The organism is Bacillus sp. 165, assembly GCF_017742235.1.
Taxonomy (GTDB): domain Bacteria; phylum Bacillota; class Bacilli; order Bacillales; family Bacillaceae_G; genus JAGHKQ01.
In genome coordinates this window covers 76621-100377 of sequence record NZ_JAGHKQ010000003.1, presented here as the reverse complement: position 1 = coordinate 100377, position 23757 = coordinate 76621, and the positions used below count along the sequence as shown (strand labels likewise).

At 38.1% G+C, this 23757-nt stretch carries 23 protein-coding genes and 1 other RNA gene; 10 read left to right on the top strand and 14 right to left on the bottom strand.

Annotated features, from left to right (window positions below):
- Nucleotides 1-32: 32 nt before the first annotated feature.
- The 5 genes from J7Q84_RS05430 (at nt 33) to J7Q84_RS05410 (ending at nt 4607) form a co-directional block, all read left to right on the top strand.
- Entirely contained in the window at nt 33-959 is a 927-nt protein-coding gene (locus tag J7Q84_RS05430; protein ID WP_209093430.1) for a patatin-like phospholipase family protein, read from the top strand.
- A 138-nt stretch (nt 960-1097) separates the two neighbouring features.
- Complete coding sequence (locus J7Q84_RS05425; RefSeq protein ID WP_209093429.1) at nt 1098-1241, top strand: hypothetical protein; 144 nt, start codon at nt 1098-1100, stop codon at nt 1239-1241.
- 9 nt (nt 1242-1250) lie between these two features.
- Nucleotides 1251-2606 carry a S8 family peptidase gene (locus tag J7Q84_RS05420; RefSeq protein ID WP_209093428.1) on the top strand — a complete coding sequence of 452 codons (1356 nt, stop codon included), beginning with the start codon at nt 1251-1253 and terminating at the stop codon, nt 2604-2606.
- Nucleotides 2607-2711: 105 nt separating this feature from the next.
- The gene (locus J7Q84_RS05415) at nt 2712-3416 is read left to right on the top strand and encodes a hypothetical protein (RefSeq protein ID WP_209093427.1); all 705 of its coding nucleotides are present in this window, start codon (nt 2712-2714) and stop codon (nt 3414-3416) included.
- 120 nt (nt 3417-3536) lie between these two features.
- Nucleotides 3537-4607: a DUF3900 domain-containing protein gene (locus J7Q84_RS05410; RefSeq protein ID WP_209093426.1), complete on the top strand. Its 1071-nt coding sequence runs from the start codon at nt 3537-3539 to the stop codon at nt 4605-4607.
- A 727-nt stretch (nt 4608-5334) separates the two neighbouring features.
- Here the strand turns inward: J7Q84_RS05410 and J7Q84_RS05405 are convergent.
- Together J7Q84_RS05405 and J7Q84_RS05400 are read right to left on the bottom strand one after the other, a co-directional pair.
- Nucleotides 5335-5691, bottom strand: coding sequence for a hypothetical protein (locus J7Q84_RS05405; protein WP_209093425.1), 357 nt, complete (start codon nt 5689-5691; stop codon nt 5335-5337).
- A gap of 463 nt (nt 5692-6154) precedes the next feature.
- Entirely contained in the window at nt 6155-7531 is a 1377-nt protein-coding gene (locus tag J7Q84_RS05400; protein ID WP_209093424.1) for an MATE family efflux transporter, read from the bottom strand.
- Nucleotides 7532-8456: 925 nt separating this feature from the next.
- Here J7Q84_RS05400 and J7Q84_RS05395 point away from each other — a divergent pair.
- Complete coding sequence (locus J7Q84_RS05395; protein WP_209093423.1) at nt 8457-8867, top strand: hypothetical protein; 411 nt, start codon at nt 8457-8459, stop codon at nt 8865-8867.
- Between the two features lie 180 nt (nt 8868-9047).
- Here the strand turns inward: J7Q84_RS05395 and J7Q84_RS18675 are convergent, their stop codons facing one another.
- Together J7Q84_RS18675 and J7Q84_RS05385 are read right to left on the bottom strand one after the other, a co-directional pair.
- Nucleotides 9048-9134 carry a hypothetical protein gene (locus tag J7Q84_RS18675; RefSeq protein ID WP_348519833.1) on the bottom strand — a complete coding sequence of 29 codons (87 nt, stop codon included), beginning with the start codon at nt 9132-9134 and terminating at the stop codon, nt 9048-9050.
- 398 nt (nt 9135-9532) lie between these two features.
- On the bottom strand, nt 9533-11197 hold the full coding sequence (locus J7Q84_RS05385) for an outer membrane protein assembly factor BamB family protein (protein WP_209093422.1): 1665 nt from the start codon (nt 11195-11197) through the stop codon (nt 9533-9535).
- Between the two features lie 222 nt (nt 11198-11419).
- Between J7Q84_RS05385 and J7Q84_RS05380 the strand changes: the two genes are divergently transcribed.
- Nucleotides 11420-11860: a hypothetical protein gene (locus tag J7Q84_RS05380; RefSeq protein WP_209093421.1), complete on the top strand. Its 441-nt coding sequence runs from the start codon at nt 11420-11422 to the stop codon at nt 11858-11860.
- A gap of 59 nt (nt 11861-11919) precedes the next feature.
- Here J7Q84_RS05380 and J7Q84_RS05375 read toward each other — a convergent pair whose 3' ends face one another.
- Nucleotides 11920-12102 carry a DUF5370 family protein gene (locus J7Q84_RS05375; RefSeq protein ID WP_209093420.1) on the bottom strand — a complete coding sequence of 61 codons (183 nt, stop codon included), beginning with the start codon at nt 12100-12102 and terminating at the stop codon, nt 11920-11922.
- A 202-nt stretch (nt 12103-12304) separates the two neighbouring features.
- On the opposite strand from J7Q84_RS05375, the gene ssrS reads away from it, so the two are divergent.
- Nucleotides 12305-12483, top strand: a non-coding RNA gene (gene ssrS, locus J7Q84_RS05370) — 6S RNA.
- Between the two features lie 62 nt (nt 12484-12545).
- Here the strand turns inward: ssrS and J7Q84_RS05365 are convergent.
- The 4 genes from J7Q84_RS05365 to J7Q84_RS05350 all read right to left on the bottom strand — a co-directional run bounded on the left by J7Q84_RS05365 (nt 12546) and on the right by J7Q84_RS05350 (nt 16017).
- The gene (locus tag J7Q84_RS05365) at nt 12546-13226 is read right to left on the bottom strand and encodes an LbetaH domain-containing protein (RefSeq protein WP_247739105.1); all 681 of its coding nucleotides are present in this window, start codon (nt 13224-13226) and stop codon (nt 12546-12548) included.
- Nucleotides 13227-13824: 598 nt separating this feature from the next.
- Nucleotides 13825-14745: a GNAT family N-acetyltransferase gene (locus J7Q84_RS05360; protein WP_209093418.1), complete on the bottom strand. Its 921-nt coding sequence runs from the start codon at nt 14743-14745 to the stop codon at nt 13825-13827.
- Nucleotides 14746-14826: 81 nt separating this feature from the next.
- Complete coding sequence (locus tag J7Q84_RS05355; protein WP_209093417.1) at nt 14827-15321, bottom strand: metallophosphoesterase family protein; 495 nt, start codon at nt 15319-15321, stop codon at nt 14827-14829.
- Between the two features lie 78 nt (nt 15322-15399).
- Nucleotides 15400-16017, bottom strand: a complete 618-nt coding sequence (locus J7Q84_RS05350) for an acetate uptake transporter (protein ID WP_209093416.1) — start codon at nt 16015-16017, stop codon at nt 15400-15402.
- A gap of 144 nt (nt 16018-16161) precedes the next feature.
- Between J7Q84_RS05350 and J7Q84_RS05345 the strand changes: the two genes are divergently transcribed.
- Nucleotides 16162-16341 (top strand): H-type small acid-soluble spore protein, encoded by a 180-nt coding sequence (locus J7Q84_RS05345; RefSeq protein WP_209093415.1) that lies wholly within the window; start codon nt 16162-16164, stop codon nt 16339-16341.
- 23 nt (nt 16342-16364) lie between these two features.
- Here J7Q84_RS05345 and hpt read toward each other — a convergent pair whose 3' ends face one another.
- Nucleotides 16365-16892, bottom strand: a complete 528-nt coding sequence (gene hpt / locus J7Q84_RS05340; RefSeq protein WP_209093414.1) for a hypoxanthine phosphoribosyltransferase — start codon at nt 16890-16892, stop codon at nt 16365-16367.
- A 128-nt stretch (nt 16893-17020) separates the two neighbouring features.
- Nucleotides 17021-18199 (bottom strand): MalY/PatB family protein, encoded by a 1179-nt coding sequence (locus J7Q84_RS05335; RefSeq protein ID WP_209093413.1) that lies wholly within the window; start codon nt 18197-18199, stop codon nt 17021-17023.
- A 148-nt stretch (nt 18200-18347) separates the two neighbouring features.
- Here J7Q84_RS05335 and J7Q84_RS05330 point away from each other — a divergent pair, with 148 nt between their 5' ends.
- Nucleotides 18348-19100, top strand: coding sequence for a (S)-benzoin forming benzil reductase (locus tag J7Q84_RS05330; protein ID WP_209093412.1), 753 nt, complete (start codon nt 18348-18350; stop codon nt 19098-19100).
- Nucleotides 19101-19126: 26 nt separating this feature from the next.
- On the opposite strand, the gene J7Q84_RS05325 is transcribed toward J7Q84_RS05330, so the two are convergent.
- Genes J7Q84_RS05325 through J7Q84_RS05315 form a run of 3 tightly spaced genes read right to left on the bottom strand, consistent with a single transcriptional unit; the run spans nt 19127 to nt 23736 of the window.
- Complete coding sequence (locus J7Q84_RS05325; protein WP_209093411.1) at nt 19127-20788, bottom strand: glycoside hydrolase family 13 protein; 1662 nt, start codon at nt 20786-20788, stop codon at nt 19127-19129.
- A 30-nt stretch (nt 20789-20818) separates the two neighbouring features.
- A complete protein-coding gene (locus J7Q84_RS05320; protein ID WP_209093410.1) occupies nt 20819-22513 on the bottom strand; it encodes a glycoside hydrolase family 13 protein in 1695 nt (564 codons plus the stop codon).
- On the bottom strand, nt 22495-23736 hold the full coding sequence (locus tag J7Q84_RS05315; RefSeq protein WP_209093409.1) for an ROK family transcriptional regulator: 1242 nt from the start codon (nt 23734-23736) through the stop codon (nt 22495-22497). The genes J7Q84_RS05320 and J7Q84_RS05315 overlap by 19 nt, the downstream gene beginning before the upstream one ends.
- Between the last annotated feature and the right edge of the window lie 21 nt (nt 23737-23757).

The window sequence follows — 23757 nt, the reverse complement described above, 5'->3', positions numbered from 1 at the left end:
TATACTATAAACGATTGAAAGGAGGAACTCTAATGCCAAGGTATAGAATTCTTGCGTTTGACGGCGGAGGAGTACGCGGAGTTTTATCTGCCATATTACTTTTTCGGCTCAATCAAGAATTTCCAGAATTACTTCGCACAACACATTTAGTTGCCGGCACCTCTGTAGGAGGGTTCATCGCGCTGGGGATAGCGAGCGGTAAAACAACTAGTGAAATTATGGATATGTTTTCTAAAAAAAATGTAAAATTCATTTTCGAGGAGCCAAATCTGCTTCCTATTCTAAAACCTAAGTACAGCGGGGCAAATTTACAGCACATGTTATCCACCTATTTCTCCCCTTCCCTTCGCTTTAAAGATTTGAAAATGCCTACTATTGTAACTGCTTTTAATTTAGGCGGGCAAAATCATCCAAGCTGGAAACCGACTTTCTTTACTAACTATCCATTTTCTGATACAAAAAACACGCCTGTAGTGGAAGCCGCTATGGCCAGCAGTGCTGCACCTGTATTCTTTCCATCTTATAAAAGCTATATTGACGGGGGCGTGTTTGCTAATAGCCCAAGCGTGGCTGCGATTGCATTTTCTATTGATAAGGACTTCGGCAATCAAAAATTAGATAATATTGTGATGCTGTCCATCGGTACAGGATCAGAGGAACAAAAAATCGTACAGGATACAACCGAATGGGGATTACGGCAATGGGCAATTATCCCTCAAGATAAGCAACGGGCGGAGGAACCCCAATTCCCTTTACTATCTGTTATGATGAATGGCAGCGTAGATGCCGATACCTTATACAGTCAAAGTCTTCTAGGAGACCGATTTCACCGTTTAAACCCAGTACTAGAAGAAAACATCGCTTTAGATGATGTTAAAGCTTATGATGATTTAGTGCAACTTGCATGGCATACAGACTTAACACCCGTTGTTCAATTTTTAAGAAAGCAATGGTATTAACTACGAAGCAACTCGCATATAAGTGGTTGCTTTTTTTATGTTTTACTATATCTTTATACATCACTCTTGCTTTTAATAAAAAAGAACATATTTACTTACACTACTCTATACATAACTCATATTGAAAGGATGGAGGATGTGACCAAAGAGAAAAAATATACTGTTGTCGGGACCGATATCGAAGAAGTAAAACGTCAAAATCAGAATTCTGGATTAACATATAATCAAGTAAAAGCATTACTAGCAAATCAACAAAGAACAAAAAGTAATACTAACAACTAGAGGTGGATTATGTTTAAAAAAATCATTATTGGCGCTATTTTGTTGCTTTTTGTCTTTACCATTGTATCCAGTATCCGTCCAAAGCAACAAGCATTGCCAAAACAAACCCAAGATAACATCAATGAAATGGCAGTTGAGCAATCACAAATCAGTAACCTGCAAACAAGAGGTCCTGAGATAAAAGCTTATGATATGATCAAAATTGGAGACAAGTTAGAAGCAAAATTAAATCACAGCTCTTCCATCAAGCTTATTGACCATAACGGCAAAGAAAAAAGCCACTACTACACAGATAAAGTGATTGTACATTTTAAAGACCCCCTTAACAAACAGGAGATGGCACAGGTTATTCGAGAAATTGATGGCAAGCTCATCCAATCTATGGATAGTACCTACGTTTTTAAGTCAAGCAGTAAATCAGCTACTGAAATGACAGAATACTTTAAGAAGAAGGATTCCGTAGAATTCGCTGAGCCAGAGTTTCTTCTTATGCAAAATGAAGTAAACGATGAATTATACAACAAGTATCAGTGGAATTTACCCGCCATTGAGACTGAAGCTGGGTGGAATATTACCCGCGGTGCAAAAAATGTAAAAATTGCCGTTATTGACAGTGGGGTTGATCTTAACCATCCGGACTTAGCCCGTCGTTTAACGAACGGCTACAACGCAATCTCGAAGAATAATAATGCGAATGATGATAACGGTCATGGCAGTCATGTTGCCGGTATTATTGCTTCCGAAACCAATAATCGCACAGGCATTGCCGGCATCACTTGGTATAACCCTATCATACCTGTAAAAGTGCTGAATAGTGAAGGGGTGGGAAGCGCTTTTGATATTGCAGAAGGCATTCGCTGGGCAGTTGATAATGGGGCAAATGTCATCAACTTAAGCTTAGGGAACTACCAGCCTTCTGCTGTAATGGAAGAAGCGATCAATTATGCATTTGGAAAAGACGTAGTCATAATCGTAGCGGCAGGAAATGATAACTCCGGTCAACCAAGCTATCCAGCCGCATACCCAGAAGTCCTTAGTGTTTCCGCTGTAGGATGGGATAAAAACCGAGCTTCTTTTTCCAATTACGGTGAGCATATTGACGTTGCAGCACCTGGTGTAGATATCGCCAGCACCTATGTAAACGGGCAATACGCTTCCCTGTCCGGCACATCCATGGCGGCTCCCCATGTTACTGCACTTGCCGGATTGATTCGTTCGGTTAATCCATCACTAAAAAATACAGAAGTAATGGATATTATTACACGTACAACGATGGAAGCGGGACAACCAGGTCATGATCCCTATTATGGAAGCGGTGTTATTGATATAGTCAAAGCATTGGAGTTAGCATCTGCACACAAATAATGTTGAAAGAACTTCCTAATCTTAGGAGGTTCTTTCTTTATTTTAGGAATGCTTTCCCATTTTAAGGGAACAATGAAAGAAGTAAGAAGAAAAGGAGGTTTGGATATGAGCTTAGAATGGTATACTCGCATGGAAAACTCAGTTCGGCAATGTCTTCCCGATGTGTGTGACGGATTAGAAGATTTCGATATTCTTTTTGATACGGATACCACAACGAGACATCCGGTTTTCATTTTTTCACTCGATTTTGAGGACATGGAAGACGAGTTTTGCCTAATTCATTTTGATCCACAGAATCAAGAATTTTATTCGTATCACTATGACGAAACAGAAGATTTAGATTCGAAAGTTCTGTTCCACAACCTAGAGGATATGCTGCAGTTTATTCATGCAGCTTTTCATGAGTATCTCGAAGATCTAGATGAGGAATATGAGCATGAATTAGCCGATGAAGAAGGCTACTATGAAGATGATGACGAAGACGTATACTCAGATGATGACGATGAGTACTACGAGGATTCTGATGAAGAAGCTGATGATAGCGATATTGAATGGATTACAAATGATAAATATCTACATATTGAAGAGCATTATGATGAACAAGATTTACAATTTGCCATCCACTATAAACTTGGCACGCTACCTGAAACAGGAGACGGTGTGCTGCTTCGGAACACAATTGTCACACAAGATGGTGACGAAGCAACTGAGCAGGTCATGATGTTTTTCAAACAGGAAGAAGCGGAGCAAATAGTAGACTTAATGAATCAATATATTGCCTATTCGAATAAAACTATTGAGCACCATTAATGAGATGAAAACAATCGATCGCGGTATTGCGATCGATTGTTTGATTTCCTCCCCTTTCGTTGACGTACATATGATTTGTTTTCTATACTGAAACAAGCAATTGAAAAATGGGGGATACATATGGATTTTGAAATTAACTACCTCTCCTTTTATGTCGTTCATATCGAAGGCAAAGGTGAACAGGTTACTAAGTATTATAAACACTTTCAAACATTGGATAAAACAGAATACGAAGAAAGCACATTAAAAGAATTTTTAGATGGTGAGCTAGAAAAAATATCTAAACGAAAAGTGGAGCGGCACCCAAAAGCTGAACAGGCACCCACAAAAATTGGCTACTTTATTACAGAGGAAGGATACGGCTTGGATTCCAACCCAAACTACAATGTATTCCAGCGTGTACGTTTGGCGGATTCAAAGGAAGCCTTCCAAGCTGCGAATGAAGTACTAGTCTCTGCCTACGTCGACACTGCAGCTGTTCGCGGCGGCGTGGTCCTTGTCGCTTCTGCAAAACTGCGCAAATACCTTGACACTCCATTCGTATTCATCATGAAATGTGATTTTGAACCAAAAGTAGCCTCTATCTCCGATGAAGCTACCTTAATCCGAAACGTTGAAATGGCCATTACCACCAAAAACATGAAATCCATCCAATATCCCTACATGCCGGAAGAAGGTATCATTGAGGAACGAGAATTAAAAATTCATCAATCCTCCCATGCCCGTTACTTTGAAGACTTTTTAAAGTTCGTCCAGTACGAACAATCCATGCCAGAAATCGTGAAAAACCAAGTCATGACCATGGTCTACGACCAACTGGATGATGTGTTCGAAGAAGGCAGCGAAGAACGGCAGCAATTCGAGGAATCAATGGAAATATGGGCAGCAAGTCCAAAGCGTGAGATGATGGAGCATTTCTCTACAGAAGAAGTGATGGAAGCAGCCGCTCAAATCGTCGAGCATGCACCAGAGGTAGAATTGAAATTGAAGGCTGACCACATTTCTGTGAAAGGGTTACTTGCAGATTTTGGGGAGCAGATTCATATTGCGAAGGTGAATGATAAGTATGTGCTGATGATTGAGGCGGATACGCTTACGTTTGAGAAGGGATTTTCTCCTATTGAGTTTTTGAAGCCGGATGAGCTGGAGAAGGTGATTGGGCGGATTGGGAGGAAGGGTGTTGGGGTGTAATGGGTTATATGGTTTTAGAGAGTTTTTTATTGATTTTTATATTTTTTTTGAATGCTAAAAATATTGATATATCTACTGTTGTATCATTTTTGTGACCACGAAATTAACGTTAAAAGCATATTTGTGACCAAAAATGTGACCACGGTTGTGAACATAAATAATAAAAAATTAAGATCTGATGGCTTGTATTTTAAAGTTTCCATTTAATTAAATAATTCTCAAACCACTTCGTTTTTTTCAAATGCAGTGGTTTGAGAATTATATTTCATATATACAATCAATAAAGTCACCCAACTAATTTAGATGCCTTTCACAACTATTTCGCTTGTTCTTGTAGAACTTCTTTTAATAATTCAATCGCACTTTTCTTCACTTGGGTCAATTGTTCCAACTTCATCTTGGAAAGCAAACGTTGTTTTTTCTTTCATCTAAATTGATAAATACGTTTATCTGGTATTACCCCTCTTACTCCACCCCTAGGCTTATCGACATCACCTTTGTATCTTGTATTAAGTGAATATGACAATGAAAGACAGTTTGCCCTGCTGTCTCTCCGCAGTATACCATCTCTTTGTTATTATTTTAAATTAACTTCTTAAAATATACTTGACGTGTGAATACAGTAACCTACCCTATATTCCACCCATAACACTAGTTAATATGTAGAAATCCCCCCATATCCTCGACATAAAGAAAGAGACCCATTTAAGGAGTCCCTTGTTCAAGCTTATGGTTGTTTAGTTAAATGCTTTATTACATCTAATATGGTAGTCTCCATTTTTTCAATAATATAATCATATACTCCATCTGGTAAATCTGTTTGCATGTGGCTTAGTGCATTTAATAAAGAACGACCTATCAAATCTGTATGAGCACCTTTTAATTCTAACTTTTCCCATCTATTCATAGTCGAAACGTATTGAAGCCTGTCTGCCAACCACATGGAATAATGCTGCTTTGTCCCATTATCTCTAACATATTCTAATTGTTTTAGATAATCATTAGGATGTTTTTCTTGTGATTCAATAATAATATCCTTATATTCTTCAGAATCATCATGACAGATAATCTTTTTCTTAAACATCCCCATATTCCCCCCATACAACTATATTCTTAGTACAAGGATTTATGATAAGACATGTCCTACAAAAATATGAATTTTATTGAAACCTGTTCTATACTTAAACTGCAACGTTTAAGTATATTCTTTCACAATCAATATAGCTTATTGTAGCTAACAATAAAGATCGAGTTATTTTAAATATTGTGTAACGATGTTGAGAATTATTTGGTTTTCTTCTAGCTTGTAAGCAACAAAATCTTCAGTTGTTAAGACCATAGCCCCAGCAGATACTGCGTTTTGAAGAGCAAAACGAGTAACTTTAGTTGGGGCATCACTTGGTAATACTTAGTTTTATAATCATGTATTAAATATATTCAATTAGCAGTAACCACTTCTTATGATAATAATTCATCTTTTTAACTACAAAATTTATCGATCATTGAAGCTGTTTGTTATAACAGAACAAACAGCTTGGAATAATAGCTTAATTTAATAACGCTTTTAATGATTTCTTCTTCCAAAATAAAAGATAATAAAAGGTTTGTGCAAAAAAATTGACTATAAATGAAATGGGATAAGAAAGCCATATTCCATTTATTCCGATGCTTGTGAAATTTGTAAGGAAGTAGGCTGTTGGTACTTCAACTAACCAGATACTTGTAATTGTAAAAATGGTTGGCCACATTACTGTACCAGTTGCTCTCATTGTTGATGATACCACCAGTGTGTGACCAAAGATGGCATATCCCCAAAAGGAAATAAGAATAAGGCCTTGTGCGATTTGAATGGTATCCAGATTATTTAAAAATAGCTTTAATATTGGAATCGTAAACACGTAAACAAGAAAAATTAATACTCCACCAAGAAGATAATTCAAAGTAATTCCAAATCTAGTAATATACTTAATTTTGAATGTTTCACCTGATCCGATAGATTGCGAAACAAAGACTGAAATCGCAATAGAAATACTCATAGCAGGTATTTGAACATAGCTGGCAATTTGATTAACAATACCATATGCTGCCGTTGCATTAGAACCATACGCATTAACAAAAGTGACCACGGCTATTTCTGACATAGACAAGGCTATCATTCCAATGCTTGAAGGCAATGCTAATCTTAATAAAGCTTTTAATATTTCACCTTTCAAATAAAAATGTTTTAAAATTTCACGGTCTAATTTAAGTACATGATTTCTTCTATGCAAGTAAACTAAAAAAAGCACAATAGTAAGAAGGTTCGATAAAACCGCAGCATATGCCGCTCCGTTTAATCCTATTTTCAGTAAGTTACACCAACCGAAAATAAAGATTGGCAACAAAGAGATATTTAAAACAACATTAATGACTAGAAAATAAAAAGGTGTCTTGGAATCTCCGACACCTCTTATAAATGTCGTATATACCATAAATATAAATGTGATTGGTAAAGTAACAAACCAAATTCGTGAATAGCTTGCACTTTCCATCAATATGTTTTTTGGTGTTCCTATCCATTCAAGCATATTTTCTGTAAAGATACTCCCCAAAATAGCTACAACAACAGAAATGAGAACTGTAAAAGCTAATGTAACCCCTACAACTTCTTTCAATCTCGAGATGTTTCCAGCTCCATAACTTTGGCCAACAAGAATCGCGCTTCCAGTTCCTATTCCGATGGCGGATGAAACAAGGAATAAGAGTAATGGAAAAAAAGCGGAAATAGCTGCTAGTGAATCTACGCCAAGAAATTTCCCCACCACAATAATCCCGACTATTTGACCTGCTGATTGTATAATATTCGCTAAAATGATTGGAATAAGAAAAATAACCATTGATTTAGCTATTGGTAAAGAATGATTTTTATTATTCGATTGCTTCATTTAAAAATAACTCCTTATAAAACCTAGACTTACGAGAACTTTTTCGATTATATCTTGTTGTAATTCGTTTAACTATTTGTTCTCTAAGTCCCTTAGGTCTCCCTTATCCTTAAAATATGGTTACTCTTTTTTTAAGTTTTTCTATTCTGCCCAAAGTAAAAGTGTCCTTTCCGAAGCGCTTTATTTGGATGAGTTCCCGTTTCTAGCATTAGCCTGGTTTTATTTAAGCTTTTTCGGTTTCAAACACTCTTTGAATTTTTATTATTTTTAACTTGATAAAGTCCAGCTTCTATACGTGTTTTTTATAAGCTCTAATCAACTCCTTTTTGTAGGTTACTGCTTTAGCTAGTACTTACTTCCATTTGATTTTTTGTTAACAAAGCCGTATTCCAACGAATATCTCCTAGTCAAGGCATAATCATTTTAAAAATAATCCGAACCATCCAAAATCAAGCACTTTATTTATTTTTTAACAAACAAAATCACAAAATGTTTATTTTTAAAACAAACATACTATCATCTTGTTTGTTTATTTACAATAAAAATGCAGTTTTTTATTTTGTTTATCTTATTTCCTCAATGAATTATGATATTTTCTCCGATGGAGTTTTCTGTAGCTAGATGAGTTGGAGAAGATGGTTGGGAAGAAGCAGAGATATCGATAGAGTTGTGATGGTTTTTGACCAATTTAGTGACCCCTCTTATGTTGGTGCTATATCAACAAATGGTTTACTAATTTTTATTAATCCAATAATAATCAATACTATTCAAGGTTAGGAGCTGTGCATTTATAACTCTTTATTCTTAATAGTGGATAAAAAGTTCTTTATAATAGTTATATTTTAAATTTTCTGATATACTATTAAACGAAGAAGGAGGTAAATTATACCAATAAAAAACAACTAACAAATTGGGGGATGAAAGAATGAAGAAAATAGTTTCATCAATTTTTATGCTTTTTGCTTTGATTATAGTTTTGTTTGGTTCTTCCACTGATGTATTTGCCTATTCTGTTGGAGGAGATGGAACAAATGGTAATATTATCATGCTTCCAAGAGGTCATGGTTGGATAAAAGATAGCAAAGGTAATTTATTATTATCTGGAAATGCTTATCAAAATCCAAATACTTATGAAGTTGTAGTTACTGAAGGTGACGCTCTTTTAGGCTATAAATATCCAAATAGTTACTCAATTGGTCATTATGCTATTTTCAACCCTGGTTATGCAATTGCCGTAGGTGGTGTGATTTATCAGTATGGAAAATCTAACGTTACTATTTATCGAGGTTATACTAGCTATGGAAGGATTACTGGATATACGTTTAGACTACCTTAATAACAAATAAATAGTTAATTTTAAGATACTAGTCTACGCAATTCAATAGACACCTTATAGGTTCTCAACGAAAACCCCCAACTCAAAAAGAAAGGGGTTTTTGTGTTTCTAGTATACACTTCACTTGAATTAACTCACATTTCCAATTTGCTCATCTTTCCATTTTTCTTTAGCTATTAACTAAACTTTTCGTCTCATAAGTGTTCTTTTGGCTATTCCTCGGCCCAGTTCGATTTCTTTATAAGTTTTTGTTATAAGTTCCTCCAAAGTGCTGATAATTTGACGATCAGTGAATTTTTTTGGTCTCCCTTCTCGAAAATCGGATATTTACTTAGCGATTAACTTTCCTTCTTGAGTTCTCTCGACGATCATATCCCGTTTAAATTCTGCAAAAGCAAAAAACATGGTTCTGGTTTGTTTATTTGCAATAAAAATGTAGTTTTTGTTTTGGATATCTTATTTTCGTCAATGAATTATGATATTTCCTCCGATGGAATTTCTAAAGCTAAATGAGTTGAAGAAGGTGATTGAGAGGATTGGCAAGAAATCTGGAATAATGTATAGAGATGATAGACAGATTAAATAGATTGTTCGTTATTTTTGAGACCTTGTTTTAGTTTGTACAATCAAAAAAGCGGCAGTCAATTATGCTGCCGCTTTTTTCGCTACTTTATTGTAACCTTAAAAATTTGCCCTCCTCTGCTCGCCACTATAATGGAATCATTATACACAGCGGGCGATGCTTCAATATTAGCTCCTAAATTGATCTTGTTTATGATTTTTCCGCTTTTTCCATCTAATAAATACATGTTTCCAACTGAATCACTTTGTACTATGAATGCTTGTCCATGTTTATCGTATACCGCAACTGGGGAAGACCACGTATAATTTGGCATTTCCCATCTCCATGCTTCTTCTCCTGTTGTTTTATTGAGGGCTACCATCAATCCCGCATTCATGCTCTTATGCCTTGCAATTGTGAAAATTGATAGATCTTGAATTTCATTTTTCCCAATGATAGGTGTCGACAACATGCCTCCATTTACGTGTTCATTATAAAAAGCTGCATACTCCTTTTTCCATACTACTTCACCCGTGATACCGTTAATTTTACGTATAAGAGCATGAGAATTGCTTCCTCTTAGCTTGTCTACTTCTGTTCCGGTGTATAAGAATGGAGTCGTTCCCTCTTCATCAATCACAATAGATGCATCCGTATCATCAGTAGCTGGCAGCGCCCAAATCGGCTTCATTGTCATTAAATCTAACCCTTGCACACTTCCTCCATTATCTGCGAAAAAAGCAAGGTTTTTGTATACCGCTACGGAGTTTTCGATTCCCTGATATGAGTTCCCCTTCACTTTATAACGATATTTAATCTGTTCTGGCGTAACCTTAATGCTTTTTGCTTCTTTATCAAACACGGTATTTAATTTTATATTGTAGAATATCCCATTTTCTCCGCCTGTTATAAGGGTATCTGTGTCTCTATTTACAAGAGCAGACCCATCGAACGCTCCCCAATGGCGATACGCATCCGAATCGATTCCCGGAATAAAATGAAGCAGCTTTCCATCTATTAAGCTGAAAATACGATACCCTATCTGTCCTTGCTGGGGTATTCCCTGACCTGTATAAAGCAGCGGATAGCCGCGCGGATCAATTGATACGCTTCCTTTTATAGGGTTATTAATCGTAATCGGTGGTCTAGATTGCGCACCGGATTCAAGGTCAAAAAAGTAAATTTTCCCGTCAAGACTAGCATAAATCACTTCTATAAAATCTTCGTTACTTTTAAATTCTTCGTTAAGGTTCATCATTTCTCTAACTTCTGGGTCCCACTTTATAATCGCAGGCTGTCCTGTCCATCCGGCTCCTCCTCCCCATTCGGGACTTGCACCCGTAGTAAATGACCACTGTTTCTCCAGTAAAGCAGGATTCTCTTTCACCGTGCCATAACTAGGAGCGTTTCGTAGATTATTTCCCCGAAAGGTTACTATCCCTTCCATTTCTGTATACACTTTAGGGAACGTATTCGCTGATTGTAATTCATGTAGTTTATCCTTTGGAAGAGTTTCAGAAAGAATGTTTGGATTTTCTTTCGGTTGGATGGTAAGAAACGCTTCTTCAGTTTCACTCACTATTTGGTTTGTTTCAGGGTTTTCTTTTTGGTCAGAACGTACTACCTGAACCTTCTTATTAGTATTTGTTTTTCCACTGACTTGCGTACTTTTACTTACTTCTTCGGCTGAACAAGCTACTGTTAGTGCTAAACAAGAACAAAACAGAGCTGCTGCTAGTCTATTTGCTTTCAATACGAACACCGCCATTATGATATTTGCTAATCCTTATTCTCCATATTTTCTTGATTAATTATCTGAATATTAAGAACTACTTCTTTTATATCACAACAGCAATGTCAAATGCTTTGTTATTTTGTCGTTTTGTTAAAATTTTTTGAATATTTAATCATTAACTACCCCCCAAGCATGTATAAAGAACGGTATAGATGCAAAGTCTTCTATTAAGTATTATTTGAAAGGAGCTAATGTATGTTTTCACTGCGCGGGGATGCTCATAGACTTTATCTAAAACTTAAAACAACATTAAATAAAGATTCACATGCTGAATCGATGAAAGAACTGGCGGAGATTGAGGAAATTCAAAACTTTTATGTAACGCTCGATGACCGGTTATTGAAAAATATATACTATCGCATGCTAAAAGAGAAAAGTGGATCAGGAATCATTCCTGTTCTTGTTTCCTCTGCACCTTTGATTTTATTAGTATTTTCGAATTCATTGCAGAAGTTTCTATTTAAGTACGGTATGATACATTTTGTTGGTTTTTCCTTTGTTTATCTTCTCCTCCTCACCTTTAGTGTACTCCTTCACTTTCACGAAAGAGCCTGGGCCGCGGTTCATATTGAAATCATTCAAGGCATTTTAAAAGAAAGAAGCAACACAAATTCTTCATCTCGCACGCGCGACTAACGTTACGCTCTACATAACATAAGCAGCAAAAAAGAGGGGCTTCCCTCTCTTTTTCATCTCTAATGTTCAAAAAATGAATCTACAAGCTCCTCTATTTGCGCTGGCTGTGGCTGCTCTCCTGAAAAAGCAAACTCCAGTTCCTGTAAAAATTCTCCGTTTCTATATACATGCACTCCGCCTTTTTGAAGCATTACGCTATATTCTACTTCAAATACATATCCATCTCTTTCGATTGCTCCCACTATACCGCCTCCTTTCGTATGTTCCACCTTATTATCCCACTTCTTTTCGTTTTCTCCCATTTCATATCATGAAACATACTTGCCGTAAGTGAAAACATCTGCCTATAATTACTATTGAATTATAAGGAAGAAAAGTATATAGTAAAAGCAACAAGTGATTCATTGTCTTACACAGACAAACAATCCAACATCATTCGAGGATACATACCTGCGATGTGCGTATGCTCCTTGATGTCTCAAACCTATAAGATTAATTCGGGAATTCAATAATTTTATTTGTACAACATGCCTGCATGAACAGGAAGTTGGAAGAATAAATGAGAATGCCCACCTGCGAGAGCGGGTTTTGAGACACCAGAGTTACGGCAGAGCGGGGAAACAATCTACATATAATAATAAATCCTTCTTCCTCAAGAAGGATTTTTTTATTGTACATAAAATGTTCAACGATTGTATGGCATACCACATGAGCAACGATGTTCTCCAAACAATATGTGATAGGAAGGAGGAAACTGCTGATTAATGCTCTGTACCGTTTTGGCAAATTCCTCTTTTGCTTCGGCTACCAAAAAGAGAGCATCTGCCTTCTCCTGCGTATCGATATGAGCCCCCGGGGGTACAAATCGTTTAGGAGGAACACGGACACCGTTCGTCACAACTGCGTTATGAGAAATAAATACATCCGGCCCTACGATTGCGTTATATACAATTGAATGATAGCCTACAAAGGTATTGTTTCCTATAAAACACGGCCCATGAATCAGAGCACTATGAGCAACAGAAACTTCATTTTCAATATAGATGGAATATTTCTTATCCTTGACACTTACATAGCGTTTGGCAATTCCGTGTAAAATGACTCCATCCTGCAAATTCGTATTGGTTCCAATATAAAAGGGAGTTCCCTCGTCTGCACGCATACTCACATTGGGTGCCACATATACATTTTCCTTAATTTCTACATCACCTATTACACTAGTAAACGGGCCGATAAAGGCTGTTTTGTCTATATCAGGATATCGTTCAACAGGATTATACAAGGTTATCGGATTTGGACTGATAAAAGGTTGAAAACAGGATGAGTCACTTTTGGGAAACAGCTTGTTATCCTTTTGGTATGTCAACAAAAACACTCCTTTTTTAAAAAATTTGCACACGTTCACCCCTTCAAGGAACAATAATACTATATACATATTAACTTCCTATTCCCTTTACTACCTGCCCTGAATTGATATGTAAAAAATAAGGGATAGTCCTTTTTCGGCGAACCTCACGATTTATGGGCGATTTTTCTTTCTTTTTCGGTTAACCCCACGTTTTATCGGCAACTCCCCTTTCTTTTTCGGCGAACCCCACGTTATACCGGCAACTCCCCTTTCTTTTTCGGCGAACCCCACGTTTTATCGGCAACTCCCCTTTCTTTTTCGGCGAACCCCACGTTTTATCGGCAACTCCCCTTTCTTTTTCGGCGAACCCCACGTTTTATCGGCAACTCCCCTTTCTTTTTCGGCGAACCCCTCGTTATACCGGCAACTCCTCTTTCTTTTTCGGCGAACCCCACGTTTTATCGGCAACTCCCCTTTCTTTTTCGGCGAACCCCACGTTTTATCGGCAACTCCCCTTTCTTTTTCAGCGAACCATAAAATGACGCATCTAAGAGATGCGTCATTTTCAGTGTGTCGAGAACATAAGGGATAATCCTTATTCTTCTCAATTGTAATCTTATACTCTTTCGCTGCATCTGTTCTGCTTAACAAAATATTGAAAGCAAACAAATGCTTCCTCTTTTTGAAATCCTTCCTGAATATACAGGTTAATCGCATTTTCATTATCCGCATTCACACTAAGCATTGCTTTTGTTAACCCTATTTTCTGTCCATGTAACAACGCTGTTCTTAATAGGTTTCTGCCAAGTCCCTTGCCCTGGTGTGCTGGAACTAGTGCCAGCGGTCCAACCCCTAAATATATTGCTCCTTGAAAGTCCTCCTTATATGTTCGAACAACTCCAACTGGTGTTTGTTCATCATATAATAGAAAGGTTCCTTCTTCTATAAAATCATCACGATCTTGCATCTTATGTATTTCTTCTGGCGTAACAGGCGTTTCTGAGCCAGCCAGCTTAGCAAAGCCTGCATTTCTTACTATGCAATAATCCTCCTCATCTTGATTGAACTGAAATGCACGGACAGAGTATCCAGTTGGAAATAAAAAAGCTGGCACCTCTTTATCTTCTCTCGTCAGCATATAGGCATATCGTTCAACTGTAAAATGCAAGGCATGCATCATAGCCTGCAATTCTTTATTTTTTTCCGGTACAAACAAAAACACCTTCTCAAGGCGTGCCGCATGCTGTAAAACAGTCTCAAGCATTTGTTTGTATATAGCTTGCTCTGACAACACAGAGTGAAAAATACGAAATCGTGCTCGTTTTCCTCGCTGAAAATATGAGTCCATCAGTAATGATACCGCTCCTACGATTTCCTGTTTTTCATCTAACACAATGTAGGTTGGATTTTCATCATCCGGAGTGAACTTCTCTATTTCTTCATCAATTAAAAAGGAGTCATCCACACTTTCTCGGTATTTTTTACAATAAGCGATAAAGTCTGGTGTGTTTTCACTCTGTAAATATTCTATTTTCATGCAGCTCTCCACCCTTTCTCATAGCCCATACAACTAGTTGACTTCTAGTTTTTTCTCTAAAATCCTGCTTTCATATCTCTATTACTTTGACTCAAAAAACACATGCTCTGCATGCAGCTTGGTTCCGGCCGTCAAAATACCATACGAATAACAAGGCTGTCTGCGTTTATCTGTTGGAGAACCGGGATTGAATAGCAATATATTGTTTATGTATTTTTTGACTGGGATATGAGAATGCCCAAAAATAATGCAATCTACATTTTCTTCTTCAAATGCAGCTAGTGCCCGTTGTTCAGTTGTTAGAGTTTTCCCGTGTCCATGAACGACCCCAATTGTATAGCCGTTGCATTCTAACAAAATTTTGTCAGGAAACATTTGCATGATTTCCTTTCCATCTACATTCCCGTATACACCTGCAATTTGGCCATATTGCTTTATCTCCTCATACACCTCAATCGTTTGCCAGTCACCGGCATGAATGATTAGATCGGCAGCTGCAAGGTCTACCAATAGTTTTTCGGGGAGACGTTTGGCTTTTTTCGGAATATGTGTGTCAGATATAACCACAATTTTCATGTTCACTTCTCCTTTCTATACCTTTATTGTAACCTGTACAGCAAAAAACCTCTTGTACTGTGACAAGAGGTTTGCGAGTTACTTTTTAAAAATACCGAATGGTTTTCCTACAGGTAAAAACACTCTTCCGAAATGAGCATTTAATACCGCGGCAGCAGAGCCGTAAAAAGAAAAGAGAGAGATAAAAAGTTCGGATATAGCCGCTAATTTATGTGCTTTTTCCGGCATAAAGCCAAGTGTACTTAAAGACAAGCCGATAAAAAGGAAATCAATTAAAACGAAAATAATAAATAATACCTTATGTGTTTCCATTGCTCCGATTGTCATAAAAATACTAAAAATCAAATAACCGACAAATGCAAAACCTAGCTGTTTCGGATCAACAGCACTAGCCAATTCTTTTCCGAACACACCTAATTGAATAAGCCATGATGTTCCTACGCCAAACCAAAATAAAGCAAAGCCGCCGAATGCTGTTGTACCGAATGTATTGTTATGCTTTGCATCATGGATGCAAGCAAATAATTGCGCAAAGCCGCCTAAAAAGATAGCCCATGGTAATACAAAGGAAACTCCTTCTGTTAAACCAAGCTTTTGAGAGGATGCCACGAGTGTTACCATTGCAAGTCCAAATAAACCTAACGCAGATGGATCTGCTGTTGTAATTTTCACATGCTGTACTGTCTTGTTGTTCATGATGAACCTCCTATTTTTTACACATACTTGAACAAGATACTAAACTAAAGAGGCTGTGTCAATGGTTTTTTATTTCTATTTTGTGAGAATGAAATAGCTGCTCGTTAGACATCATAAGATGGAATCTAGTTAAGGGGGCTAATTATGAACATTGGAAGAGCAAAGCAAATTGCAGAATCGGGGCAATCTGTGAACGTAACATATGAAGGTAAGCAAATCATGATTCAGCATGTAAACGAAGAAAACGGCACTGCCAGAATTTATGCTGCTGATACTCCGGATCAAGAGCACGAAGTTTCTGTAAGCAGTCTTTGTGAGCATTAAAAAACGCCTGAATCAGGCGTTTTTTATACTTCCTTCACCGTAGCAATGTATGGCAGGTTTCGGTACGTTTCTGCATAGTCAATGCCATATCCAACAATAAATCTATCTGGAATAACAAAGCCTACATAATCCGCACTTAGGTCTACCTTTCTTCGCTCCGGTTTATCGAGCAATGTACAAATCCTCATGGATTTTGGCTTATGTAGCTGAAAATGCTCTTTTAAAAAGCTTAATGTCAAACCAGAATCAATGATATCCTCTACAAGTACTACATTCTTTTCTGTAATGTTCACATCAATATCCTTTAACAGCTGTACCTTTCCTGTAGTTTCCGTTTGATTGCCGTAGCTAGACGCTGCCACAAAATCAACGGTTACCTTTCCTTCGAGCTCTCGAATTAAATCAGCTGCAAAGACAAATGCTCCTTTTAATACAATTATAAATACGATAGGCTCACCTTGAAAATCGTCTCTCATTTGTGCGCCAAGTTCTTTCACTTTTTGCTTTAATTGTTCTTCCGAAATTAAAATGCTATCCAATTCGTATGCCATGGGCTCACCTTCCTGCTGTGTATTATTTCCCAAATCTTATTAAAACATTTAAATTCTTGCTTGTACACTAATACAGTACATGAAATTTATAAAAAATATAATAAAAGCACGCTAAACTTCAGCATGCTTCACTTAGTGTCCTTCATCGCTTGTATAAATCTCTCTACAGCTTCTTTCAGTGTAGCTCTCGGACAAGCGATGTTCACCCGCAGCAATCCTTCTCCCCCTTCACCAAATAAGCTGCCGTCTTGAAAGGCTACCTTCGCTTTTTTTAACAGCAGCTCTTCCATTTCCTGCTTCGAAAGGGACAAGCTTCCATAGTCCAGCAAGGCTAAATATGTACCCTCTAAGTTCATCACCTTTACAGCTGGAAAGTGCTCCATAAAGAACTGACAAACATATTGATAGTTTCCCTCAATATATTCCAGCACTTCCTCTAGCCATTTCTCCCCTTTTGAATAGGCTGCTTCCGTAGCGACAATAGCAAACAAATTCGTTACACCAACTCCAAGCTTATTTACCACGTGTTGAAACTGTGTTCTTAACCGCTCGTTAGGAATCACTACACTCGAAGCTGGTATTCCTGACAAGTTAAAGGTTTTGGTAGGAGAAATGCAAGTAATGGTTCGTTCTCTAATCTCTTCTGATAAAGAAGCAAATGGTGTATGAGTATGCTCCTTTAATACGAGATCAGAATGAATTTCATCAGAGACTACCACAACATTGTATTCGATACATAACGCAGCCAGTCTCATAAGCTCTTCCTTTTTCCATACCCTGCCCGCTGGATTATGCGGACTGCATAGAAGCAGCATTTTTATATTCTCTGTTTGCAGCTTTTGCTCTAAGTCCTCCCAATCGATTGCAAAGCTGTTGTTTTTTTTGGTTAACCGGTTGATGACCAACCTTCTATTATGATTTGTGACGACGGAAAAAAACGGATAGTACACAGGTGATTGCACCAGTACTGCATCACCTGGCTCAGTAAATGCTAGAATTGAAAAGCTTAACGACGGCACCACCCCTGGAGAATATACGAGCCACTCTTTCTCAATTTTCCAATTATGTCTGCGCTCCTGCCAATCTGCTATTGCTTCGAGATAGGAATCGGGCTTGCCTGCATATCCAAAAATGCCATGCTCCGCCCTTTCCTTAATCGCTTCCACGATGGAACTGTCCGTCTTAAAATCCATATCTGCCACCCATAATGGCAATAACTCTTCCTCTGTGCCAAATACGATGTCTGTGTAGTCCCACTTAATAGAGTTTGTATGCCTTCGGTTGATTACTTCATCAAAATTATCCATAGTAGACTCTCCTATCTTTTATGGTTTATCGCAGCATACTTCTCTCATTCTCGTAAATGTTTCTATTTCCTTGTTTATAAGTTGTATTTTCTGAGAAGTCATTCTATAATTAACGGCAAATCCACGTACATAAAGGAGACACTATTTTATGAACTATGTTATTTTAACCGGGGCATCACGCGGCTTGGGGGAGGCAATTGCACATAAGCTATTGCATGAGAAAATGGTTTTAATCTCTGTGTCACGTAAGCCAAATGAACATATCATACAAGAAGCAAAGAAAAAAGGTGCCATAGTGCATACTATTTTATTTGATTTACAAAGCATTCATGATATACATTCGTTAGCAGAACAAATTTTTTCACACATTGATTTGTCTCGTGTAGATTCTATTTCTCTTATTAATAATGCAGGTATTGTTGCTCCTACGAAACCAATTGCACGGGCAGAACATGAAGACATCATTGAAAATGTACATATAAACTTGCTTGCTCCAATGCTGTTAACTTCTGAATTTTTGAAGCGTACAAAAGACCTTGCCATAGAAAAACGTATTATTAATATCTCATCAGGAGCAGGTAAAAACCCAATCTTTGGGTGGGGCGCTTATTGTACTTCCAAAGCCGGGGTTGATATGTTTACACGCTGCATTGCAGTAGAAGAAGAGCAAAATGAACATCCTGCGAAAATCATTTCCTTCGCTCCAGGTGTAGTCGATACAGATATGCAGGCAGAAATCCGCAGCTCTAGCAAAGAAGATTTTGTAGACGTGGAGCGCTTTTTGGCATTGAAGGAAGAGGGACAGCTTCTTTCTCCTGATTATGTGGCGGATGCTGTTATTGATTTATTAACTACGAAGCAATTTGAACAAGGCGGCATCGTAAGGATTAATCAAAAATAAAAGTGAGGGGATATCCCCTCACTTTTTTAAATAAAATATACTCTCGCTTCATACGGCTGCAGATCAAATGCGTATACATTGCTATGCTGCTTCACATCATAGTTTTGTAACATAAGATTGCTTGAAGATAAAGCAAAGTCTCTGCATTCATATGAAACCGTTTTGTTCGTTAAGTTACTGATTACTACAGCGCGCTTATCCCCGAGCGTGCGCGTGTATGCATATATACATGGGTCCTCAGGCAGTATCAACTCGTACGTACCGTACACAAACAGTTCATGTTCTTTACGAAGCTTTATCATTTTTTTATAGAAGGTATATACAGAATTTGGGTCCTGTATTGCCGCTTCCACATTGAGGGTTTCATAATTTTCATTTACACCCATCCATGGAGTACCGGTAGTAAAGCCTGCATGTTTCGACGAATTCCATTGCATTGGAGTACGGGAGTTATCGCGACCGCTGTTCCAGATAACCTCCATAATGTCAAGGTGAGAGCTTCCTTTCTCGGTTTCAATACGATAATAGTTTTTCATTGCTACATCATCATACTCTTCGATCGTTTCAAATCGTACGTTTGTCATCCCAATTTCTTGTCCTTGGTAAATGAACGGTGTGCCCTGCATTAAAAAGTACATAGCAGCAAACGCTTTTGCGCTTTCCACACGATAGTCTTTATCATTACCCCAAGTTGAAACTACACGGGCTTTGTCATGATTTTCAATAAACAATGCATTCCAGCCGCGATTTTCTAACCCTTTTTGCCATTTCGTCAACGTTTTCTTTAACGATACAACGTCAATTTCCCCTGCTTTATCTTTATCCCAAAGGTCCAAGTGTTCAAATTGAAATACCATGTTGAATTTCCCATTTTCTTCGCCGACCCATTCATCTGCGTCTTCAACCTTAACTCCGTTCGCCTCTCCGACGGTCATAATGTCATATTTAGCAAACGTTTGCTCTTTGAGCTCTTGTAAATACTCTTGTATTCCTTCTTGATTCATATGACCATCAAATGAAGGAACATACTCAAGCCCCTTCGGATTCGGCATATCAGGGAAGCCCTCTTTTTTCTTTATATGTGAAATCGCGTCCACGCGGAATCCGTCAATTCCTTTGTCTAGCCACCAATTCATCATTTCATACAACGCAAAGCGAACCTCTGGATTTTCCCAGTTCACATCCGGCTGTTTTCTGGAAAATACATGCAAATAATACTGCTCTGTTTTTTCATCATATTCCCATGCAGAGCCGCTGAAAATACTCTCCCAGTTGCTCGGCTCTTTCCCGTCTTTTCCGTCTCTCCAAATGTACCAATCACGTTTTGGATTATTCTTTGAAGAGCGGGATTCGATAAACCACGGATGCTCATCGCTTGTATGATTAATTACAAGGTCAATGATCAGCTTCATGCCACGTGCATGCACTTCGCTAAGAAGTGTGTCAAAGTCTTCCATTGTACCAAAAACATCCATAATCTCTTGGTAATCGCTGATATCGTATCCATTATCATCATTTGGAGATTTATAAAACGGACATACCCATATAACATCGATGCCAAGTTCCTTTAAATAATCCAACTTTGAAATAATGCCTTGTATATCCCCAATCCCATCCCCGTTTGAATCCATAAAGCTACGAGGATAAATTTGATATGCTGTCGCTTCTTTCCACCACGTTTTTTTCATGCCATTTTCTCCTTTTACAACGACTGTACTTTATTTTTTATAATAAACAACGGCTTCATAAGGTCTTAATGTAATACCCTCATTTTCTTGCGTCTCATAATTTCTGATTACGATCTCTGCTTGCTTGATCTGATCACTAAGCGCCTGATCATTCAGCGTTTGCACATCAGAGCTAAAGTTGCAAAGAACAATTAATTTTTCATCGTTCCAATTCCGCTCATACGTATATATAGCTTCATGCTCTCTATGAAGCAAACGATACTCGCCCTCCGTAATAATTGGCAGTTCTTTTCGAAGCTGGATCAGCTTTTGATAATAGTAAAAAATTGAATCTTCATCCTGTAATGCTTTTTCCACATTGACTTCCTTGTATCGCGGATTGATTTGAATCCACGGCTCACCTGTTGTGAAGCCGCCGTGCATGGAATCATCCCATTGCATCGGTGTTCGAGCATTATCCCGTCCTTTTATATAAATAGAATTCATAATTTGTTCATGTGTATACCCAGCTGCAATCCGCTCTTTATACATATTCAACGTTTCAATGTCGCGATAATCCGATAACTGTGAAAATTGCACATTTGTCATCCCAATTTCTTCGCCTTGGTAAATATATGGTGTCCCTTGCATCATATGCAAGCACGTAGCCAGCATTTTTGCCGACTCCACACGAAATTCTTTATCATTGCCGAAGCGGGAGACAATACGCGGCTGATCGTGATTGTTCCAATACAGACTGTTCCATCCCTTACTGTGAAGCTCTGTTTGCCACTTCGTCAAATTATCCTTTAAATCCAGGAGCTGCAATGGCTTGACATTCCATTTTCCGCCTGGAGCACTGTCCAAATCCATATGCTCAAATGTGAAAATCATATTCACTTCATGTCGGTTCTGGTTTGTATATGAAATAGCATCTTGAGGCGAAGCACCAGGCATTTCGCCCACCGTCATAATATTATATTTGGAGAGTACTTCTTTGTTCATTTCCTGTAAAAACTCATGAATGCGCGGACCATTCACATAGTATTTGCCGCCATCTCCATATCGCTGTCCTTCTCCAACTTCTGCATCAGGAAGTTCTGGTACCTTGGAAATTAAATTGATAACATCCATTCGGAATCCATCGATTCCTTTATCGAGCCAAAAGCGCATCATACTGTACACTTCTTCACGCACTTTCGGATTTTCCCAATTTAAATCCGGCTGCTTGCGAGAAAAAAGATGAAGAAAATACTCGTCTGTTGCTGCATCATATTCCCATGCTGAGCCGCTAAATACAGAGCCCCAATTATTTGGTTCCTTGCCATCCTTACCCGGACGCCAAATGTAGTAGTCACGATACGGGTTATCTTTGCCTTTTTTAGATTCAACGAACCATTTATGCTCATCAGAAGTATGATTCACAACCAAATCCATAATGAGCTTCATGCCGCGTTTATGAATTTCCTCGAGCATGCTATCAAATTCATCCATCGTGCCAAACTCTTCCATAATTGCCTCATAGTCGCGAATATCATAGCCATTATCATCATTTGGAGAGTCGTACACCGGGCTGAGCCAAATGACTCCAACTCCAAGCTTTTGCAAATAATCGAGCTTAGAAATAATACCCTTAATATCTCCGATTCCATCTCCGTTAGAATCCATAAAGCTGCGAGGATAGATTTGATATACGGTACCTGTTTTCCACCATTCTTGATTTTCTTTTATGAATGTTTGTCCCATACTGACCCTCTCCTATCTTTCTGTTTTTCATATATTGGAACATGAAATAATTGTTCCATCGCCAGCAATGCTGCTCCTTGCAGCCACGAATCATCTCCGAGCTCCGATACGGCAATTTCCGTATTGAGATTTGCCGCTGCAAAAAAATTGTTCTCAGCTGTTTCCATTGCATACGGCAGGAAGGCTGATTGATATTTCATTCCCTCACCGATAAGTACAATCTTTTTCGGATTTAAGCTGTTGATAATGTTAACGATTCCATATCCTAAATGAACGCCTAATTTTTGTAATAAATGCTGGGCCAATCGGTCCTTTTGCGCAAACGCTTGCCAAACGCCATCAAAGGTATACTCTGTAATAAGAGTACTCTCGTATTGATCTTTTAACAGCGGACCTTCATTAGTAAAATAATGTTCAGAGGCGTACATTTCTAAGCATCCGTTCTGTCCGCAATGACACGGATAGCCATTCATCTGAACAATTGTATGTCCAAACTCTCCAGCGCCGCCAAAGTTGCCATAATACAAATCACCCTGCAGGACTAAGGATAACCCTACTCCTGCTCCAACCGATACGCAAACAAAATCTGAGAACTTCTTTCCGATACCAAACCAACATTCTGCCAAAGTATAAGCATTTATATTTTTATCGATAAAAACGGGAATCCTATCCAGCTGCCCGCTAATGTATTCACAGATTGAAACGTTTTTCCAGCCCAGTAATGTAGAACGAACGATAACACCCGTTTCACGATTAATGAGACCAGAAACCGCAAGTCCGATGCCTAAACAATGCTGCAATGATAGCTCGTACCTTTTCAATATACGGTGCACTTCCATCACAATCATGTTTATAACAAACTCCGGATCACTTCCTTTTGGGAAAGCAGCTTCATGCTGATGGACAATTTTCACATGTAAGTTTGTCAATGCAATCCGAATATTTTCTTCCTCAATTTTTATACCAAATGTATATCCATACTCGCTGTTCAGCTGCAGCAGCACAGGTTTTCTTCCTCCTGTTGAATGCACAGTTCCTGCCTCAATCAGGAGATTAGCCTGCAAAAACTCTTCTGTAATATTTGTTAATGTAGACATGCCTATCTTTGTTTTCTTGGCGATATCTGAGCGGCTGCTTGGACCGTGCCTGCGAATATGGTCTAGCACAATATAGCGATTCATATCCTTTATTAGTTCTTTGCTGCCTTTGCGAAATTGATGCAATGGGGTGTGCCCCTCCATCTG

Coding starts and splice junctions, on each gene's coding strand:
- J7Q84_RS05430 (WP_209093430.1), top strand. CDS start 33: ATGCCAAGGTATAGAATTCTTGCGTTTGACGGCGGAGGAGTACGCGGA.
- J7Q84_RS05420 (WP_209093428.1), top strand. CDS start 1,251: ATGTTTAAAAAAATCATTATTGGCGCTATTTTGTTGCTTTTTGTCTTT.
- J7Q84_RS05415 (WP_209093427.1), top strand. CDS start 2,712: ATGAGCTTAGAATGGTATACTCGCATGGAAAACTCAGTTCGGCAATGT.
- J7Q84_RS05410 (WP_209093426.1), top strand. CDS start 3,537: ATGGATTTTGAAATTAACTACCTCTCCTTTTATGTCGTTCATATCGAA.
- J7Q84_RS05405 (WP_209093425.1), bottom strand. CDS start 5,691: ATGTTTAAGAAAAAGATTATCTGTCATGATGATTCTGAAGAATATAAG.
- J7Q84_RS05400 (WP_209093424.1), bottom strand. CDS start 7,531: ATGAAGCAATCGAATAATAAAAATCATTCTTTACCAATAGCTAAATCA.
- J7Q84_RS05395 (WP_209093423.1), top strand. CDS start 8,457: ATGAAGAAAATAGTTTCATCAATTTTTATGCTTTTTGCTTTGATTATA.
- J7Q84_RS05385 (WP_209093422.1), bottom strand. CDS start 11,197: ATGGCGGTGTTCGTATTGAAAGCAAATAGACTAGCAGCAGCTCTGTTT.
- J7Q84_RS05380 (WP_209093421.1), top strand. CDS start 11,420: ATGTTTTCACTGCGCGGGGATGCTCATAGACTTTATCTAAAACTTAAA.
- J7Q84_RS05360 (WP_209093418.1), bottom strand. CDS start 14,745: ATGAAAATAGAATATTTACAGAGTGAAAACACACCAGACTTTATCGCT.
- J7Q84_RS05355 (WP_209093417.1), bottom strand. CDS start 15,321: ATGAAAATTGTGGTTATATCTGACACACATATTCCGAAAAAAGCCAAA.
- J7Q84_RS05350 (WP_209093416.1), bottom strand. CDS start 16,017: ATGAACAACAAGACAGTACAGCATGTGAAAATTACAACAGCAGATCCA.
- J7Q84_RS05345 (WP_209093415.1), top strand. CDS start 16,162: ATGAACATTGGAAGAGCAAAGCAAATTGCAGAATCGGGGCAATCTGTG.
- hpt (WP_209093414.1), bottom strand. CDS start 16,892: ATGGCATACGAATTGGATAGCATTTTAATTTCGGAAGAACAATTAAAG.
- J7Q84_RS05335 (WP_209093413.1), bottom strand. CDS start 18,199: ATGGATAATTTTGATGAAGTAATCAACCGAAGGCATACAAACTCTATT.
- J7Q84_RS05330 (WP_209093412.1), top strand. CDS start 18,348: ATGAACTATGTTATTTTAACCGGGGCATCACGCGGCTTGGGGGAGGCA.
- J7Q84_RS05325 (WP_209093411.1), bottom strand. CDS start 20,788: ATGAAAAAAACGTGGTGGAAAGAAGCGACAGCATATCAAATTTATCCT.
- J7Q84_RS05320 (WP_209093410.1), bottom strand. CDS start 22,513: ATGGGACAAACATTCATAAAAGAAAATCAAGAATGGTGGAAAACAGGT.